Here is a 14,477-nt window from a genome sequence, read left to right as displayed (position 1 = left end):
AATGCGGTGGATCAGCCAAATCCATGTTGACTGACCCACCGCATTCGCGAGCAAGCCCGCTCCCACAGGGGATTGTCGGTGTGATCAGAATTTCAGGGCAGCCGCCTTGGCCGTCACTTCCGTACCCTGCTGGCCGCTCGGGCCGATCAGTTGTACCTGAATTTTCTGAGTGGCCGGGAAGGTATTGAAGACGTTCGCCAGATCCAGCGTCTTCAAGGCACCTGGTGCAGCGCAACTGAATTGGTAGTGTGCGTGGATTTCGCTGTGATCGTGATGATGCGCTTCACCGCCCTTGGCATCTTCGTCGTGGTCATCATCGTCATGCTCGTCGGCAGCCGGTTTGTCGCCGAACAGCGGGCTTTCCAGTTCCTGGCTGGTGACCTTGCAACCGGCGGCGGCTGGCAGGCTGAACAGCGCCAGCGGGTTTTCCAGTTTGGTGCGCGCGGCCACGACTTTGGCTTTGTCGGCGTCGCTGGCGGCGGCGTGTTCGAAGCCCACCAGGTTCATCGCCGGGCTTTCCAGTTCCAGCTCCAGGGTCTGGCCGTCGAGTGCGGCGTTCAAGCGGCCGACGCCGTGTTCATGGGCGCCGAGGCTGCCGTGCTCGTGGTCATGATCGTGCTCATCGGCGGCATGGGCGATGGCCAGCGGCAACAGGGCAAACGGCAAAGCGAGCAGCAGACGACGCATGGCGGTCTCCGGAAAGTAAAGTGAAGAGTTTGTTATGTAATCTTATAACGAAAGTTCGCAGAGTTTGCCCGTGCGCTTGGCGTTGCACAAGTCCCGTGGGAGCATGCAGGTCAGAAATGTGCAGGAGCGAAGCAGATGTTGCGGATACGCGGAACCGTCGGCGCGACGCCGGTGGATTTGACGGTGGAGCTGGATGACAGCGATTGGGTGAAGCTCGGCGCAGCCCTTGGCGCGCAGCTGCAGGGTGATCAGCCTGAAGCGGCATTGAGCACGCCGGCAGTGAAACCACTGAACCAGGACGATGCGTTGTGGCAGGTCGCGCAGGATCTGTTGCGCAAGGCCGGGCAACTCAGCGGGCCAGATCTTCTGGGGCAGCTTGAGGGATTGACCGGCAGCGCGGCCGCAGGCAAACGCCTGCTGGTGCGCTTGCGCCACAGTTCACAGGTGAAAGTGGCGAGCGGCGGCGATACGCCGCTCTACAGCTGGGTCGAGTGAGCGGTTAGTACAGCGCAGCGAAGACCTTGCGCCGGTAAGCGGTCACCAGCGGATGATCGTTGCCCAGCAGTTCGAACACCTGCAGCAAGGTCTTGTGCGGCAACCCTTCGCCATAACTGCGGTTACGGATGAACAGCTTGAGCAAGGCCTCCAGCGCCGCCTCGTATTGCTGACGCGCCAGTTGCTGGATCGCCAGGTGATACACCGCTTCGTCGTCTTGTGGATCTTTGGCCAGACGCGCCTTGAGGTCGGCAGCATCCGGCAGATCACGGGCAAGTCCCAGGAACTTGATCTGCGCCTTGGCGCCAGCCAGTGCAGCCTTGTGCTCATCGCTCTTGACCGCGTCGAGCACGGTTTGCGCTTCGTCCAGTTCGCCGCGTTCGGTCAGGCAACGGGCGTAGAGGATCAGCGCCTTGGCGTTGCTGTTGTCTTCGGTGAGCATCACCACCAGCGCCGCTTCCGCGTCAGCGAAACGCCCTTCATCGAACAGCGCCTGCGCCTGTTCGAACGGATCGGCGGCGGCCGGCGGCGGCATTTGCACATGCGGCTCAAGCAACGCGCGCACTGCGGATTCCGGCTGCGCACCGGCAAAACCGTCCACCGGTTGACCGTCCTTGAACAGCACCACGGTTGGCAGGCTGCGGATGCCGAAGCGGGCGACGATGTCCTGTTCTATGTCGCAGTTGACCTTGGCCAGCAGCAGTTCGCCCTGATAGCTCTCGGCAATGCCTTGCAGCATCGGCATCAACGCCTTGCACGGCGCACACCACTCGGCCCAGAAATCCACCAGCACCGGTTTGTTGAAGGAGGCTTCGATCACCGACTGGTCGAAATCGGCAGTCGTGGCGTCGAAGATGTACGGCGTTTGCTGACTCATGGGGGATCTCGTAAAAGCGTGGATGTGGCAACTATACGGCTTGGCGGGGTGTGGCCGGAAGCGGTCAGTCTTTGAGAGGTGTGTTGCCTGCCAGAATGCTTTCGCGAGCAGGCTCGCTCCCACATTTGGAATGCGTTACCCCTGTGGGAGCGAGCCTGCTCGCGAAGCTTTTAGTCACGCCGCGCATGGTAAAGACTCACATGTCTGAACTCTTCCGGCTCCGCCAGATCCGGCAAGGTCATCGCCTCAAGCATTTCAATGCGCTCATACAACGGATGACGAAAATCCCGAACCCGCGAATCCGCCACCAGCGCCTCGCGGCCACGGCTGAGAAACGCATCGAGCAGCGGCAGGTTCTCGCGGTCGTAGAGCACATCCGCCACCAGGATCAGATCGAAGCGATCAGCCTCGGCAAAGAAATCCGTCGAATAACTCATCTGCACATCATTGAGTTGAGCATTGGCCCGGCACGCGGCAATTGCCAGCGGATCAAGATCGCAGGCCACCACCTCCAAAGCCCCGGCCTTCACCGCAGCAATCGCGGCAATCCCGGAGCCGGCGCCGAAATCCAGCACCCGCTTGCCGCGCACCCACTCGGGAAACTCCGCCAGATAGCGCGCCACCGCCAGACCGCTGGCCCAGCAGAAACTCCAATAGGGCGGCTCGTGAAGGATGCGTCGGGTTTCATCCGGGCTGAATTCACGATCCATGTTCTCGCCGTCGATCAGCCACAGCTGCAAATCGGTGCCCGGTAAAGCACAGGCCTTGAGCCGCGCATCACCGAGCAATTCACCCAACGCCTGTTGCAGGTCGAGCGGTACGGTCATGGTGCTTTGACAAATTGCAGCTGGCCCAGCGCCTGGGTGGTCGGCTGGGTAATGGTTTGCGACGGCAGGTGCAGGATCAACTGGCCCGACTGCGTGGCACGACCGCGCAGCTCAACCCGTGCGCCGGCCGGAAATGACTCCGGATTGAAGCGCAGGCGAAACGGCAGAATCTGGTTGTTGCCGATCAGGCTGGAACTGGCGAGCAGTTGTTGCGGGCGCGACTTTTCATCGATCACCAGCAGCGCCAGTTCGACTTCGGCCCCGGCCGGCACGCCTTGCAGGGTGCCGCTCAGTTCCCGTTGATAGGCCGGCAGCGGACCGAGGTCAGCGGCTTCCCGGGCTTTTTTCTGCGCCTGTTGTGGTGCAGGTCCCGGTGTTGGCGGTTGCGGCTTGGGCTTGTCGCTGCCGCAGGCCACCAGCAGGGCGAAAAGACTGAGCAAAACGAGCGGTCGTAGCGACATTGGCAGCTCCAGAAAATGAAATCCGTGGATCAAACGATCATGGCAGTCTGTATACCGCAAACCCTATGGCTTGTCTTGCCACCGGGATGCGCTACCATGGCCCTCCCTTTTTTTGTTGCCAGCCACCATGCACTGTCCCTTCTGCGGTGCCAACGACACCAAGGTCATCGACTCGCGTCTGGTCGCCGAGGGCGAACAGGTGCGCCGCCGGCGTGAATGCCTGGCCTGCGGCGAACGTTTCACGACATTCGAGACGGCCGAACTGGTGTTGCCGCGCCTGATCAAAACCGACGGCAGCCGCCAACCGTTCGACGAAGAAAAACTCCGCGCCGGCATGCAGCGCGCGCTGGAGAAACGTCCGGTGAGCGTCGAGCGCCTCGAATCCTCTCTGGTTCACATCAAGCACAAGCTGCGCGCCACCGGCGAGCGCGAGGTCAAATCCCTCGTGGTCGGCGAACTGGTGATGGCCGAGCTGCAAAAGCTCGATGAAGTGGCCTACATCCGTTTCGCTTCGGTATACCGGCGCTTCCAGGACCTTAACGAGTTCCGTGAAGAGATCGACCGCCTCGCCCGCGAACCGGTGAAAGAATGACCCGCGCCGCCGAGCAGGCGATCCTCGACGCCCACTTCATGGCGCGCGCGCTGGAACTGGCGCGCAAGGGCCACTACACCACCCATCCCAATCCACGGGTTGGCTGCGTGATCGTGCGTGACGGGCAGATTGTCGGCGAAGGCTTTCACGAGCGCGCCGGCGAACCCCACGCCGAGGTCCACGCCCTGCGCGCTGCCGGTGAACTGGCCCGGGGCGCCACGGCTTACGTGACCCTTGAGCCGTGCAGCCACCATGGCCGCACACCGCCGTGCGCCGATGCATTGGTGACTGCCGGGGTTGCTCGGGTGGTCGCCGCGATGCGCGATCCGAACCCACAGGTCGCCGGGCGTGGCTTGCAGCGTCTGAGCGATGCCGGGATCGCCACCGAAAGCGGCGTGCTGGAAGTCGAGGCGCGCCAGCTCAATCAAGGTTTCCTGAAACGCATGGAACATGGCTTGCCGTTCGTGCGGGTCAAGTTGGCGATGAGTCTCGACGGGCGCACGGCGATGGAAAGTGGCGAGAGCCAGTGGATCACCGGCCCGGCCGCGCGTTCCGCCGTGCAGCGTTTGCGCGCGCAGGCGGCCGTGGTGTTGACCGGCGCCGACACCGTACTGGCCGACGGCGCGCGCCTGACCGTGCGCGCCGACGAACTGGGTCTGGATGCTGAACAAACCGCACGGGCCATGAGCCGTCCGCCGCTGCGGGTGCTAATCGACGGGCGCTTGCGGGTGCCGTTGGATGCGCCGTTCTTCAAGGCCGGCCCGGCGCTGGTCGCCACCTGCATGGCGGTCGAAGAGCAATACGCCAATGGCCCGGAATGCCTGATCGTGCCGGGTGACGACGGTCAGGTCGATCTGCATCAGTTGCTCATCGAACTGGCCAACCGTGGCGTCAACGAAGTGCTGGTCGAGGCTGGCCCACGCTTGGCCGGCGCGTTCGCGCAGCTTGGTCTGGTCGATGAGTTCGTGATCTTCATCGCCGGCAAGTTTCTCGGCTCCTCGGCGCGGCCGCTGCTGGACTGGCCGCTGGCCTATATGAAGGACGCTCCCGAGCTGAAAATCACTGAAATCCGCGCGGTTGGCGATGACTGGCGAGTCACTGCGACGCCAGTCGTTTCGGCGAGCGTATAATTCCCGGCCATCGCCTTAGCGCTGGCTTCGTTCTCAAGGAGAACCCCATGTTTACCGGCATCATCGAATCCATCGGCAGTATCCGTGCACTGACCCCCAAGGGCGGTGATGTGCGGGTGCATGTCGAAACCGGCAAGCTCGACCTGAGCGACGTCAAACTCGGCGACAGCATCGCGGTCAACGGTGTGTGCCTGACCGCCGTCGAACTGCCGGGTGACGGCTTTGCCGCCGACGTCAGTCGCGAAACCCTCGACTGTACCGCCATGAATGACCTGAAAAGCGGCAGCCCGGTCAATCTGGAAAAAGCCCTGACCCCGACCACCCGTCTCGGCGGGCATCTGGTCAGCGGTCACGTCGACGGTGTCGGCGAAGTGGTGTCGCGCAGCGACAATGCCCGCGCCGTCGAATTTCGCATCCGCGCGCCGAAAGAACTGGCCAAGTACATCGCCCATAAAGGCTCGATCACCGTCGACGGCACCAGCCTGACCGTGAACGCGGTCGATGGCGCCGAATTCCTGCTGACGATCATTCCGCACACCTTGAGCGAAACCATCATGGCTTCCTACAAGCCGGGCCGCCGGGTGAACCTGGAAGTCGATTTGCTGGCGCGTTATCTGGAGCGTTTGCTCCTCGGCGACAAGGCTGCTGAGCCAAGCGCTGGCGGTATTACTGAAAGCTTTCTGGCCGCCAACGGCTATCTCAAATCCTGACTGAAGGGGGTGCCTTGTGGCGCTCAATAGCATCGAAGAACTGGTTGAAGACATCCGCCAAGGCAAGATGGTCATCCTCATGGATGACGAAGACCGCGAGAACGAAGGCGACCTGATCATGGCCGCCGAATGCTGCAAGGCCGAGCACATCAACTTCATGGCCAAGCACGCCCGTGGCCTGATCTGCATGCCGATGAGCCGCGAGCGCTGCGAACTGTTGAAGCTGCCACTGATGGCGCCACGCAACGGTTCCGGTTTCGGCACCAAGTTCACCGTGTCGATCGAAGCTGCCGAAGGCGTGACCACCGGTATCTCCGCCGCCGACCGTGCGCGCACCGTGCAAGCGGCGGCGGCCAAAGACGCCAAGGCTGAAGACATCGTCAGCCCGGGCCACATCTTCCCGCTGATGGCCCAGGCTGGCGGTACGCTGGCCCGTGCCGGTCACACCGAAGCCGCCTGCGACCTGGCGCGCATGGCCGGTTTCGAACCAAGCGGCGTGATCTGCGAAGTGATGAACGACGACGGCACCATGTCCCGTCGCGCCGAGCTGGAAGCGTTCGCCGCCGAACACAACATCAAGATCGGCACCATCGCCGACCTGATTCACTACCGGATGATCCACGAACGTACCGTTCAGCGGATTGCCGAGCAGCCGCTGGACAGCGAACTGGGCCAATTCAACCTGGTGACCTATCGTGATTCGGTGGAAGGCGACGTGCACATGGCCCTCACGCTGGGCACCGTTTGCGCCGAGGAACCGACCCTGGTTCGCGTGCACAACATGGATCCGCTGCGCGACCTGCTGATGGTCAAGCAACCGGGCCGCTGGAGCCTGCGCGCCGCGATGGCTGCGGTGGCCGAGGCCGGCAGCGGTGTGGTGCTGTTGCTCGGCCACCCGCTGGACGGCGACGTGCTGCTGGCGCATATCCGCGAAACCGGTGAGCAGGCAGCGGTGAAGAAACCGACCACCTACAGCATCGTCGGTGCCGGTTCGCAGATCCTGCGTGACCTCGGCGTGCGCAAAATGCGCCTGATGTCTGCGCCAATGAAATTTAATGCGATATCCGGTTTCGATCTGGAAGTTGTAGAATACGTGCCCTCCGAATAATGACCCGGTGAATTCGGCATTGTTGATATAGATCCTTGTGGTGAGGGGATTCATCCCCGACGGGCTGCGTAGCGGCCCTATTTGGTTGGGACTGCTGCGCAGTCCATCGGGGATGAATCCCCTCGCCACAGGGGTGTAGTCGAACAGCAATGCGGTGTTTCCGGTCATGAATTTGTGGCTAATATCACTGAGGGATGCGTACGAAACGTGTCCCGGCTCTTTAAGAGATCTGACGAATGACCCTGAAGACCATCGAAGGTACCTTCATCGCCCCTAAAGGCCGCTACGCTCTGGTAGTGGGCCGTTTCAACAGCTTCGTGGTTGAAAGCCTGGTCAGCGGTGCAGTTGATGCCCTGGTTCGCCACGGCGTGAGCGAAAGCGACATCACCATCATCCGCGCGCCTGGCGCCTTCGAAATCCCGCTGGTTGCGCAGAAAGTCGCCCAGAAAGGCGAGTTCGCAGCCATCATCGCCCTCGGCGCGGTCATTCGTGGCGGCACTCCACACTTCGAATACGTGGCAGGCGAGTGCACCAAGGGTCTGGCCCAGGTGTCCATGGAGTTCGGCGTACCGGTCGCGTTCGGCGTCCTGACCGTTGATTCCATCGAGCAAGCCATCGAACGTTCCGGCACCAAGGCCGGCAACAAAGGTGCTGAAGCTGCCCTGTCCGCTCTGGAAATGGTCAGCCTGCTGGCGCAGTTGGAGGCCAAGTGATTAGCGACGATAGCGATCGTTTCAACCCGCGCGATCCGAAACCTGCGGATGCCGGCAAGCCATCGAAGAGCGTCAAGCGTCGCGAAGCCCGTCAGCTCGCGACTCAGGCCCTGTATCAGTGGCACATGGCCAAGGCTTCGCTGAACGAGATCGAAGCGCAGTTCCGCGTTGATAACGATTTCACCGATGTCGACGGCGCGTATTTCCGCGAAATCCTCCACGGGGTTCCGGCGAGCCGCACCGAAATCGACACCGCGCTCAAGCCGTGCCTGGACATCGAAATCGAAGAGCTGGACCCGGTTGAACTGGCGGTTCTGCGCCTGTCCACCTGGGAACTGCTCAAGCGCGTCGACGTGCCATACCGCGTGGTGATCAACGAAGGTATCGAGCTGGCGAAAGTCTTCGGTTCGACCGACGGCCACAAGTTCGTCAACGGCGTACTCGACAAGCTGGCTCCGCGCCTGCGTGAAGCTGAAGTGAAGGCGTTCAAGCGCTGATACGCGCTTGAGACCTCATGGGCGAGTTTGAGCTGATCCGCAATTTCTTCGCCGCCGCGCCTTGTGCGCAGGGCGGCGAGGGCGTTGCTCTGGGGATTGGCGACGACTGCGCCTTGCTGGCGGTTCCCCCCGGGGAACAGCTGGCGATTTCCACCGATACGCTGGTGGCCGGCGTGCACTTCGCCGATCCCTGCGATCCGTTTCTGCTCGGTCAGCGCTCGCTGGCCGTTGCGGTCAGCGACCTGGCCGCCATGGGCGCCACGCCCGTTGCCTTTACCCTTGCCCTGACTGTGCCGACGGTGACCGCCGATTGGCTGCAAGCCTATGCCCACGGTTTGAACCGCATGGCGCAGAGCTGCAGCATCGCGCTGGTCGGCGGCGACACCACGCGCGGGCCGTTGAGCCTGACGGTCACGGTGTTCGGTCGGGTGCCGGCCGGGCAGGCCTTGACCCGCAGCGGCGCACAACCGGGCGATCTGCTCTGCGTCGGCGGCGAGCTGGGCAATGCCGCCGGTGCCTTGCCGCTGGTGCTTGGCCAGCGCGAGGCCGAAGCAGGTATCGCTCAGCCGTTGCTCGATCATTACTGGTCGCCGCAACCGCAACTGGCGCTCGGTCAGGCCTTGCGTGGCAAGGCCACATCGGCCCTCGACATCTCTGACGGCCTGCTCGCCGATTGCGGGCATATCGCTCTGGCCTCGCAGGTTCGCCTCGAAGTTGAACGTGAGCGCGTACCGTTGTCCGATGCTTTAGTGGCTTTTCTCGGTCAGCGCGGCGCGGAACGGGCGGCGTTGAGCGGCGGCGATGACTATGTGCTGGCCTTCACGCTACCGTCCGTCGAGTTGCCGGCACTGCTGGCCGATGGCTGGCCGATCCATGTGATCGGGCGTGTGGCGCAGGGCCAGGGTGTGGTCCTGCTGGATCGCGAAGGACACGACATCACCCCGCAAATCCGGGGTTATCAACATTTTCAGGAGACACCGTGACAGATCACCCGAAACAGGTTCCGGCCGAATTCGTTCCGCCGTCGGTCTGGCGCAATCCCTGGCATTTCCTCGCGTTCGGCTTCGGCTCCGGCACCTTGCCGAAAGCGCCGGGCACGTGGGGTTCGTTAGTTGCGCTACCCTTTATCCCGTTGTGGCAGATGTTGCCCGACTGGGGTTACTGGCTGATGCTCGGAATCACCATGCTGTTCGGCTTCTGGCTGTGCGGCAAGGTCGCCGACGATCTGCGGGTGCACGACCATGAAGGCATCGTCTGGGACGAAATGGTCGGGATGTGGATCACCCTGTGGCTGGTGCCGGAGGGCTGGTACTGGTTGCTCGCGGGGTTCCTGGTGTTCCGCTTCTTCGACATTCTCAAGCCATGGCCGATCCGCTGGATCGACCGGCATGTCCATGGCGGCGTCGGCATCATGCTCGACGACGTGCTGGCCGGCGTGTTCGCCTGGCTGGCGATGCAGGGACTGGTGTGGATTTTCGCCTGATCCAGATCGTCAGGGTTAAGTGAGGAGACTAGGGATGGTTCGACGCTGGCTGGCGCTGGTGTTTCTGACTTTGCTGGGCACTGTCGCCAGTGCGCAGGAAACCGCGCACGCGCCGTCGGTCATCCACCTGGCCAGCGAGGACTGGGAAGATTACACCGCCGCGGACGGTCATGGCCTGGGCTGGGACGTGCTGCGCAAGGTGTTCGAACCGGCGGGAGTGAAACTCGACATTCGCAGCGAACCGTACACTCGTTCAGTTGGGCTGGCCCAGCGTGGCGAGGTCGATGCTTGTGTCGGTTCTTATCATGAAGAATTCAGCGACCTGCTCTATCCGCGCTGGAATTTCGACACCGACCACATCTACGCCCTGGGCCTGGCAAGTAATCCAGCACCGACCCCGGAAACCCTCGGTCAATATCGGCTGGCCTGGGTGCGCGGTTACGACTATCAGAATTATCTACCCGGCGTACGCAACTTCAACGAGGTCGTGCGACGTACCGGGATCCTCTCGATGCTCACCCACAACCGCGCCGACTATTACATCGATGCTTTGACCGAAATCGATTACGTGCTTGGCCGGGCCAGGGAACCGACGCAGTTTCGCAAGACGCATATCGCCGAACTGCCGCTGTACCTGTGCTTCGCCAACACACCGCAAGCGCGCATGTTGATGACAGTGTTCGACCGGCGCATGGAGCAGTTGATCAAGAGCGGCGAGCTGAAGCCAATTTTCGAGCAGTGGAAGCAGCCGTATCCGTTCGAGCCGAACTGAGTGCAGATCTTGTGTGCAGCACTGCCCCCCCTGTGGGAGCGAGCCTGCTCGCGAAAGCGCTGGGTCAGGCAGCACAGAGATTGAATCTACCGACGCCTTCGCGAGCAGGCTCGCTCCCACAGGGATCTGCACTGCCCGGGTGTTATCAAACTTTTTGATCGTTATGCCCGATAATTCAGCCTAAGCGTCTGCAGGAACCTGCTGTTACAATGCCGGCCTGCGAATTTTCAGAATTTTTAGATCAGGAGCACACCGGTGCCTGTCGTTTTTGTCGCCGCTTCCAAGCTGCCAACGCCTTTTGCGCAATTCACCATGCACGGTTTTCTCGATGAGGCTACCGGCCGCGAGCACGTTGTGCTGAGCCTGGGTGATTTCGCCGACGGTGCCCCGGTTCTCGGCCGGTTGCACTCCGAGTGCCTGACCGGTGATGCGCTGTTCAGCCAGCGCTGCGACTGCGGCTCGCAACTCGAAGCGGCGCTCAAGGCCATCGCCCGTGAAGGCCGTGGCGTGCTGCTGTACCTGCGTCAGGAAGGTCGCGGCATCGGTCTGCTGAACAAGATCCGCGCCTACGAGTTGCAGGACGGCGGCGCCGACACCGTTGAAGCCAACGAACGTCTGGGCTTTGCCGCCGATCAGCGCGACTACGCCATGTGCCTGCCGATGCTCGAGCATCTGGGCGTGAAGTCGCTGCGTCTGATGACCAACAACCCGCGCAAGGTCAAAGCCCTGACCGACATGGGCATCGTCGTCGCCGAGCGCGTGCCGCTGCACACCGGCCACAACCCGCACAACAAACTGTACCTGGCGACCAAGGCCAGCAAGCTCGACCACATGATGGGCAACGAGCATCAGGGCGAGGTCGACCGCGCGTGACCCGCGGTCAGGTGCGACGCCGTCTGGCGGTCGACTGGTGGAAATACCTGGCGCTGGCGCTGCTGCCGCTGTTTGTCCTCAATGGCCTGTTCGGCCAAGGCGAAGGCATTCTGCCGGTGCTGGCCATGCCGTTGTTCATTGCCGGCGTGGCCTCGATGTTTGTCAGTCTGAAGTTTTTCGGCCGCTACAAGCACGCGCTGATCGCCACGCAAAAAGCCCTTGATACCCCCGACGAACCGGCGGCCTGGATTGCCTTGGCGGCCCAGCGTCGCAGTGCATTCCTCGCGGCCGCATTGCCGGCATGGATCGGTGCGCTGGCGGTGTTCGTCGGCCTCGAAGCCGTACCGCTGATGCTGCTGGCGTTGTCCACGGCGGTGCTGTTCTACCTCTATCGCATCCCGCGTCAACTCGGCTGATGCGTCGTCTGTGGCTGGCGGTTCTGCTGCTGGCCTGCGCCGGCCCGGTGCTGGCGAGTCTGCGAGTGGTCAGTCTCGCGCCTTCTCTGTCTGAAATCGTTATCGAGCTGGGCTCGGCCGATCTGCTGGTTGGCGTGCTCGATGCCGGCGAGCGTCCGGCAGCCGTTGCCGATGTTCCCTCGGTGGGTCGTTATGGCCAACTCGACATGGAGCGCCTGCTCAGTCTCAAGCCGGATTTGCTGCTGCTGTGGCCCGGCAGTGTCGGCCCGGCACAACGCGATCAGCTCAAACGCCTGAACATTCCGACCTACGTCGCCGAGCCGCACAATCTCGAACAGCTGTCTGCGCAGATCGAGACGATTGCCGCGCAACTGGGGCGACCTGAGCGTGGGACGAAACTGGCGGCGGACCTGCGCCAGAAGCTCGATGACCTGCGCCAGCGCTATCGCCGGGACACGCCGCTGAAGGTGTTCTATCAAGTCTGGGACAAGCCGCTGTACACCGTCGGTGGCGGGCAGATCATCAGCGATGCGCTCGAAGTCTGTGGCGCACGCAATGTGTTTGCCGACCTGAGTTTGCCGGCGCCGCAGGTGAGTATCGAAGCAGTGCTGCAGCGCGATCCGCAGGTGATACTGGCCGGTGAGCAGGCCCAGCTCGATGCATGGAAAGACTGGCCGCAGGTGGCAGCAGTGAAGCAGGGGAAACTGCTGTTGGTTACCGATAAAGGCCTTGAGCGCCCAAGCGGCCAAATGATCGATGCCACCGCCAAACTCTGCCAATTGATCGCGCCTGACCGCTGAAGCCGGGGTGGCTTCTTCGCGAGCAGGCTCGCTCCCACAGGGAATTGCATTCCAAATTGTGGGAGCGAGCCTGCTCGCGAAGGAGCCAGTCAAATCAGCGAAGATTCAAATCAAAGCTGGGGAGTCCAGGTGACGCCAACTACCCACGCCCGACCTTCCTCGCGATAGCCATACTGGCTGCCGTCATAGCTGTACAGCGCACGGCTGTAACCCTTGTCCAGCAGATTCTCGACCTTCAGATCCAGTTTGATCTCGCGATTCAGCGCCCAGTTGCTGCGCAGTCCAAGCGTGCCGTAGCCACCCAACGGCTGGGTGTTGTTCAGATCGTCGTAACTGCTGCTGACCAATTGCCAGCTCGCGCCGACGCCCAACCGGTCAAACTGTCGATCCAGATCCCAACTCATCGTGCGCCGCGCACGACGCGCCAACGTGTGCCCGCTATCGCGATCACGCGGGTCGATAATCGCCACACCGAGATTGCTCTGCCAGCCGAACAGTTCCTGCTTCAACGCCGCTTCAAAGCCATTGATCCGCGCCGAGGCCACGTTCTCCGGGCGTGAGTTGCTGCCGAAGATGATCGCGTCTTGCAGATCCGTGCGGTAAATCGACGTCTCCAGCCGACTGCTATCGCTCAACTGACTGCGCCATTGCAGCTCATAGCTTTTCGAGGTTTCCGGCTTCAGATCCGGGTTGCTGAAATCCGGGTAGTACAGGTCGTTGAAGGTCGGCGCACGGAAGCCTTCGCTGTAGCTCAGCAGCAGATCGTTGTCCGGGTTCAGGGGCAGGGTGAAGGTGCCGCTCCAGGTGTTCTGGCTACCGAATTGCTGGTTGTCGTCGTGACGCAGACCCAGTTCCGTGGAGAAGCTGTCGGCCTGATAGCGATGCTGGATGAACGCGGCACGGTTCCAGCGGCTGTCCTCGTTGAATGCGGTGCTGCTGTTGACCCGGTCTTCGTACCAGTCGCCGCCGAGGATCAAGCTGTTGCGCGCATCCAGAGTCAGGTCGTTCTGCCAGTTCACCGAATCGCGATAGGTATTGAACACCGTGCGCTCGTCGCTGAGCTTGTCGAAGGTTTTCTCGCGATTTTCGCTGTGACCGAATTCGACGCGGGTTTTCCAGATTTCGTTGACCCGGGCATCGACGTAGCTGCTGACACTGCTGACGTTGAAGTCGCTGTAAGGCTGCTGTTGCACCGACTCGAAAGTAGTCGTATCGAAGCGGCCGAACGGGTTGTCGAACTCGCTTTTGCCACGGTTATCCAGCAGGTTGGCGCCGACTTCGATGTCATCGGTCAGTGCATGGCTGAGACTCAGGCTGACGGATTGATTGCGATAGGCATCGTGATCGCTGTCGCTGGGGTATGACTCATGAGTACGGTCGAGGCCGGCGGTGTCATCGAGGCTGGCGCCGAGGTTGAAGCGGGTCTTGTCATCGCCACCGGACAGGCCGAGGCTGCGTTCCCAGGTCTGGTTGCTGCCGAAGCCGACGTGCAAGCGCGGCTGCAGGCCTTGCTCGGTGCCGCGCCGGGTGAAGATCTGGATCACCCCGCCAATCGCATCGCTGCCGTAAATCACCGAGCGCGAACCGCGCAACACTTCCACGCGCTCGATCTGGTCGATGTTCAGGTGCTGCAGATTGCTGTCGCCGGAGGTCGAACTGCCGATGCGCTGGCCGTCGACCAGCACCAGACTCTGCGCCGATTGCGTGCCGCGAATGTAGATCCCCGGCAGGCTGCCGCGCCCACCGGCCTGCGCCACTTGCACGCCCGGTACCCTTTGCAGCAGGTCGGTGACGCTGCCCGGTTGCAGGCGGTCGATGTCTTCGCGGGTGAACACGGTGTTGGCCGCGCTGCTGTCGTTGCGCGCTTCGACCTGGCGGTTGGCGCTGATCAGCGTGTCGGGCAGCTTCAGCGCTTCGTCGCGTTCGAAGGTGTCGGCGAGGGCGCTGGCGGCTGGCAGCAGGAGAAAGGGCAGGGCGAGGCGCGAGAGGTTCATCGGTGTTCCAGTGGGTATTTCTGATGTACACAAATCAAATGT

General features: G+C 62.2%; 18 protein-coding genes. 13 read left to right on the top strand and 5 right to left on the bottom strand.

What is annotated here, in order from left to right; translation table 11 throughout:
• Positions 1 to 84: 84 nt before the first annotated feature.
• The gene (locus ACOYXG_RS23645; RefSeq protein WP_027612940.1) at positions 85 to 687 is read right to left on the bottom strand and encodes a DUF2796 domain-containing protein; all 603 of its coding nucleotides are present in this window, start codon (positions 685 to 687) and stop codon (positions 85 to 87) included.
• A 135-nt stretch (positions 688 to 822) separates the two neighbouring features.
• On the opposite strand from ACOYXG_RS23645, the gene ACOYXG_RS23640 reads away from it, so the two are divergent.
• The gene (locus ACOYXG_RS23640; protein ID WP_460354317.1) at positions 823 to 1,182 is read left to right on the top strand and encodes a hypothetical protein; all 360 of its coding nucleotides are present in this window, start codon (positions 823 to 825) and stop codon (positions 1,180 to 1,182) included.
• Between the two features lie 4 nt (positions 1,183 to 1,186).
• On the opposite strand, the gene trxA is transcribed toward ACOYXG_RS23640, so the two are convergent.
• From trxA to ACOYXG_RS23625, 3 genes are all read right to left on the bottom strand, one after another.
• Complete coding sequence (gene trxA / locus ACOYXG_RS23635; protein WP_460354315.1) at positions 1,187 to 2,059, bottom strand: thioredoxin; 873 nt, start codon at positions 2,057 to 2,059, stop codon at positions 1,187 to 1,189.
• A 170-nt stretch (positions 2,060 to 2,229) separates the two neighbouring features.
• Complete coding sequence (locus ACOYXG_RS23630) at positions 2,230 to 2,886, bottom strand: class I SAM-dependent methyltransferase (RefSeq protein WP_460354312.1); 657 nt, start codon at positions 2,884 to 2,886, stop codon at positions 2,230 to 2,232.
• Positions 2,883 to 3,347, bottom strand: a complete 465-nt coding sequence (locus ACOYXG_RS23625; protein WP_098965824.1) for a YbaY family lipoprotein — start codon at positions 3,345 to 3,347, stop codon at positions 2,883 to 2,885. The genes ACOYXG_RS23630 and ACOYXG_RS23625 overlap by 4 nt, the downstream gene beginning before the upstream one ends.
• Positions 3,348 to 3,474: 127 nt before the next feature.
• Here ACOYXG_RS23625 and nrdR point away from each other — a divergent pair, with 127 nt between their 5' ends.
• The 12 genes from nrdR to ACOYXG_RS23565 all read left to right on the top strand — a co-directional run bounded on the left by nrdR (position 3,475) and on the right by ACOYXG_RS23565 (position 12,441).
• On the top strand, positions 3,475 to 3,939 hold the full coding sequence (nrdR, locus tag ACOYXG_RS23620; protein ID WP_003228656.1) for a transcriptional regulator NrdR: 465 nt from the start codon (positions 3,475 to 3,477) through the stop codon (positions 3,937 to 3,939).
• On the top strand, positions 3,936 to 5,069 hold the full coding sequence (ribD, locus tag ACOYXG_RS23615; RefSeq protein ID WP_183784251.1) for a bifunctional diaminohydroxyphosphoribosylaminopyrimidine deaminase/5-amino-6-(5-phosphoribosylamino)uracil reductase RibD: 1,134 nt from the start codon (positions 3,936 to 3,938) through the stop codon (positions 5,067 to 5,069). Before nrdR ends, ribD begins: the two co-directional genes overlap by 4 nt.
• A gap of 47 nt (positions 5,070 to 5,116) precedes the next feature.
• Positions 5,117 to 5,779 (top strand): riboflavin synthase, encoded by a 663-nt coding sequence (locus ACOYXG_RS23610; protein WP_027612934.1) that lies wholly within the window; start codon positions 5,117 to 5,119, stop codon positions 5,777 to 5,779.
• 16 nt (positions 5,780 to 5,795) lie between these two features.
• A complete protein-coding gene (ribBA, locus tag ACOYXG_RS23605; protein ID WP_003228650.1) occupies positions 5,796 to 6,887 on the top strand; it encodes a bifunctional 3,4-dihydroxy-2-butanone-4-phosphate synthase/GTP cyclohydrolase II in 1,092 nt (363 codons plus the stop codon).
• Positions 6,888 to 7,123: 236 nt separating this feature from the next.
• On the top strand, positions 7,124 to 7,600 hold the full coding sequence (gene ribH, locus ACOYXG_RS23600; RefSeq protein WP_003228649.1) for a 6,7-dimethyl-8-ribityllumazine synthase: 477 nt from the start codon (positions 7,124 to 7,126) through the stop codon (positions 7,598 to 7,600).
• On the top strand, positions 7,597 to 8,097 hold the full coding sequence (nusB, locus tag ACOYXG_RS23595) for a transcription antitermination factor NusB (RefSeq protein ID WP_003228643.1): 501 nt from the start codon (positions 7,597 to 7,599) through the stop codon (positions 8,095 to 8,097). Before ribH ends, nusB begins: the two co-directional genes overlap by 4 nt.
• Positions 8,098 to 8,114: 17 nt before the next feature.
• Positions 8,115 to 9,080: a thiamine-phosphate kinase gene (thiL, locus tag ACOYXG_RS23590; protein ID WP_414889600.1), complete on the top strand. Its 966-nt coding sequence runs from the start codon at positions 8,115 to 8,117 to the stop codon at positions 9,078 to 9,080.
• Positions 9,077 to 9,580, top strand: a complete 504-nt coding sequence (locus ACOYXG_RS23585; RefSeq protein WP_007910933.1) for a phosphatidylglycerophosphatase A family protein — start codon at positions 9,077 to 9,079, stop codon at positions 9,578 to 9,580. Before thiL ends, ACOYXG_RS23585 begins: the two co-directional genes overlap by 4 nt.
• A gap of 34 nt (positions 9,581 to 9,614) precedes the next feature.
• Entirely contained in the window at positions 9,615 to 10,352 is a 738-nt protein-coding gene (locus ACOYXG_RS23580) for a substrate-binding periplasmic protein (protein ID WP_460354304.1), read from the top strand.
• Between the two features lie 255 nt (positions 10,353 to 10,607).
• On the top strand, positions 10,608 to 11,225 hold the full coding sequence (gene ribA, locus ACOYXG_RS23575; protein WP_027612931.1) for a GTP cyclohydrolase II: 618 nt from the start codon (positions 10,608 to 10,610) through the stop codon (positions 11,223 to 11,225).
• On the top strand, positions 11,222 to 11,641 hold the full coding sequence (locus tag ACOYXG_RS23570; RefSeq protein WP_027612930.1) for a hypothetical protein: 420 nt from the start codon (positions 11,222 to 11,224) through the stop codon (positions 11,639 to 11,641). The genes ribA and ACOYXG_RS23570 overlap by 4 nt, the downstream gene beginning before the upstream one ends.
• A complete protein-coding gene (locus ACOYXG_RS23565; RefSeq protein ID WP_027612929.1) occupies positions 11,641 to 12,441 on the top strand; it encodes a cobalamin-binding protein in 801 nt (266 codons plus the stop codon). Before ACOYXG_RS23570 ends, ACOYXG_RS23565 begins: the two co-directional genes overlap by 1 nt.
• A gap of 110 nt (positions 12,442 to 12,551) precedes the next feature.
• On the opposite strand, the gene ACOYXG_RS23560 is transcribed toward ACOYXG_RS23565, so the two are convergent.
• Positions 12,552 to 14,435, bottom strand: coding sequence for a TonB-dependent receptor domain-containing protein (locus ACOYXG_RS23560; RefSeq protein ID WP_460354301.1), 1,884 nt, complete (start codon positions 14,433 to 14,435; stop codon positions 12,552 to 12,554).
• Positions 14,436 to 14,477 lie beyond the last annotated feature (42 nt).

Source organism: Pseudomonas sp. G3-39 (genome assembly GCF_054790485.1).
The sequence above is the reverse complement of the archived record's forward strand: the minus strand, read 5'-3'. Positions and strand labels throughout refer to the sequence as shown.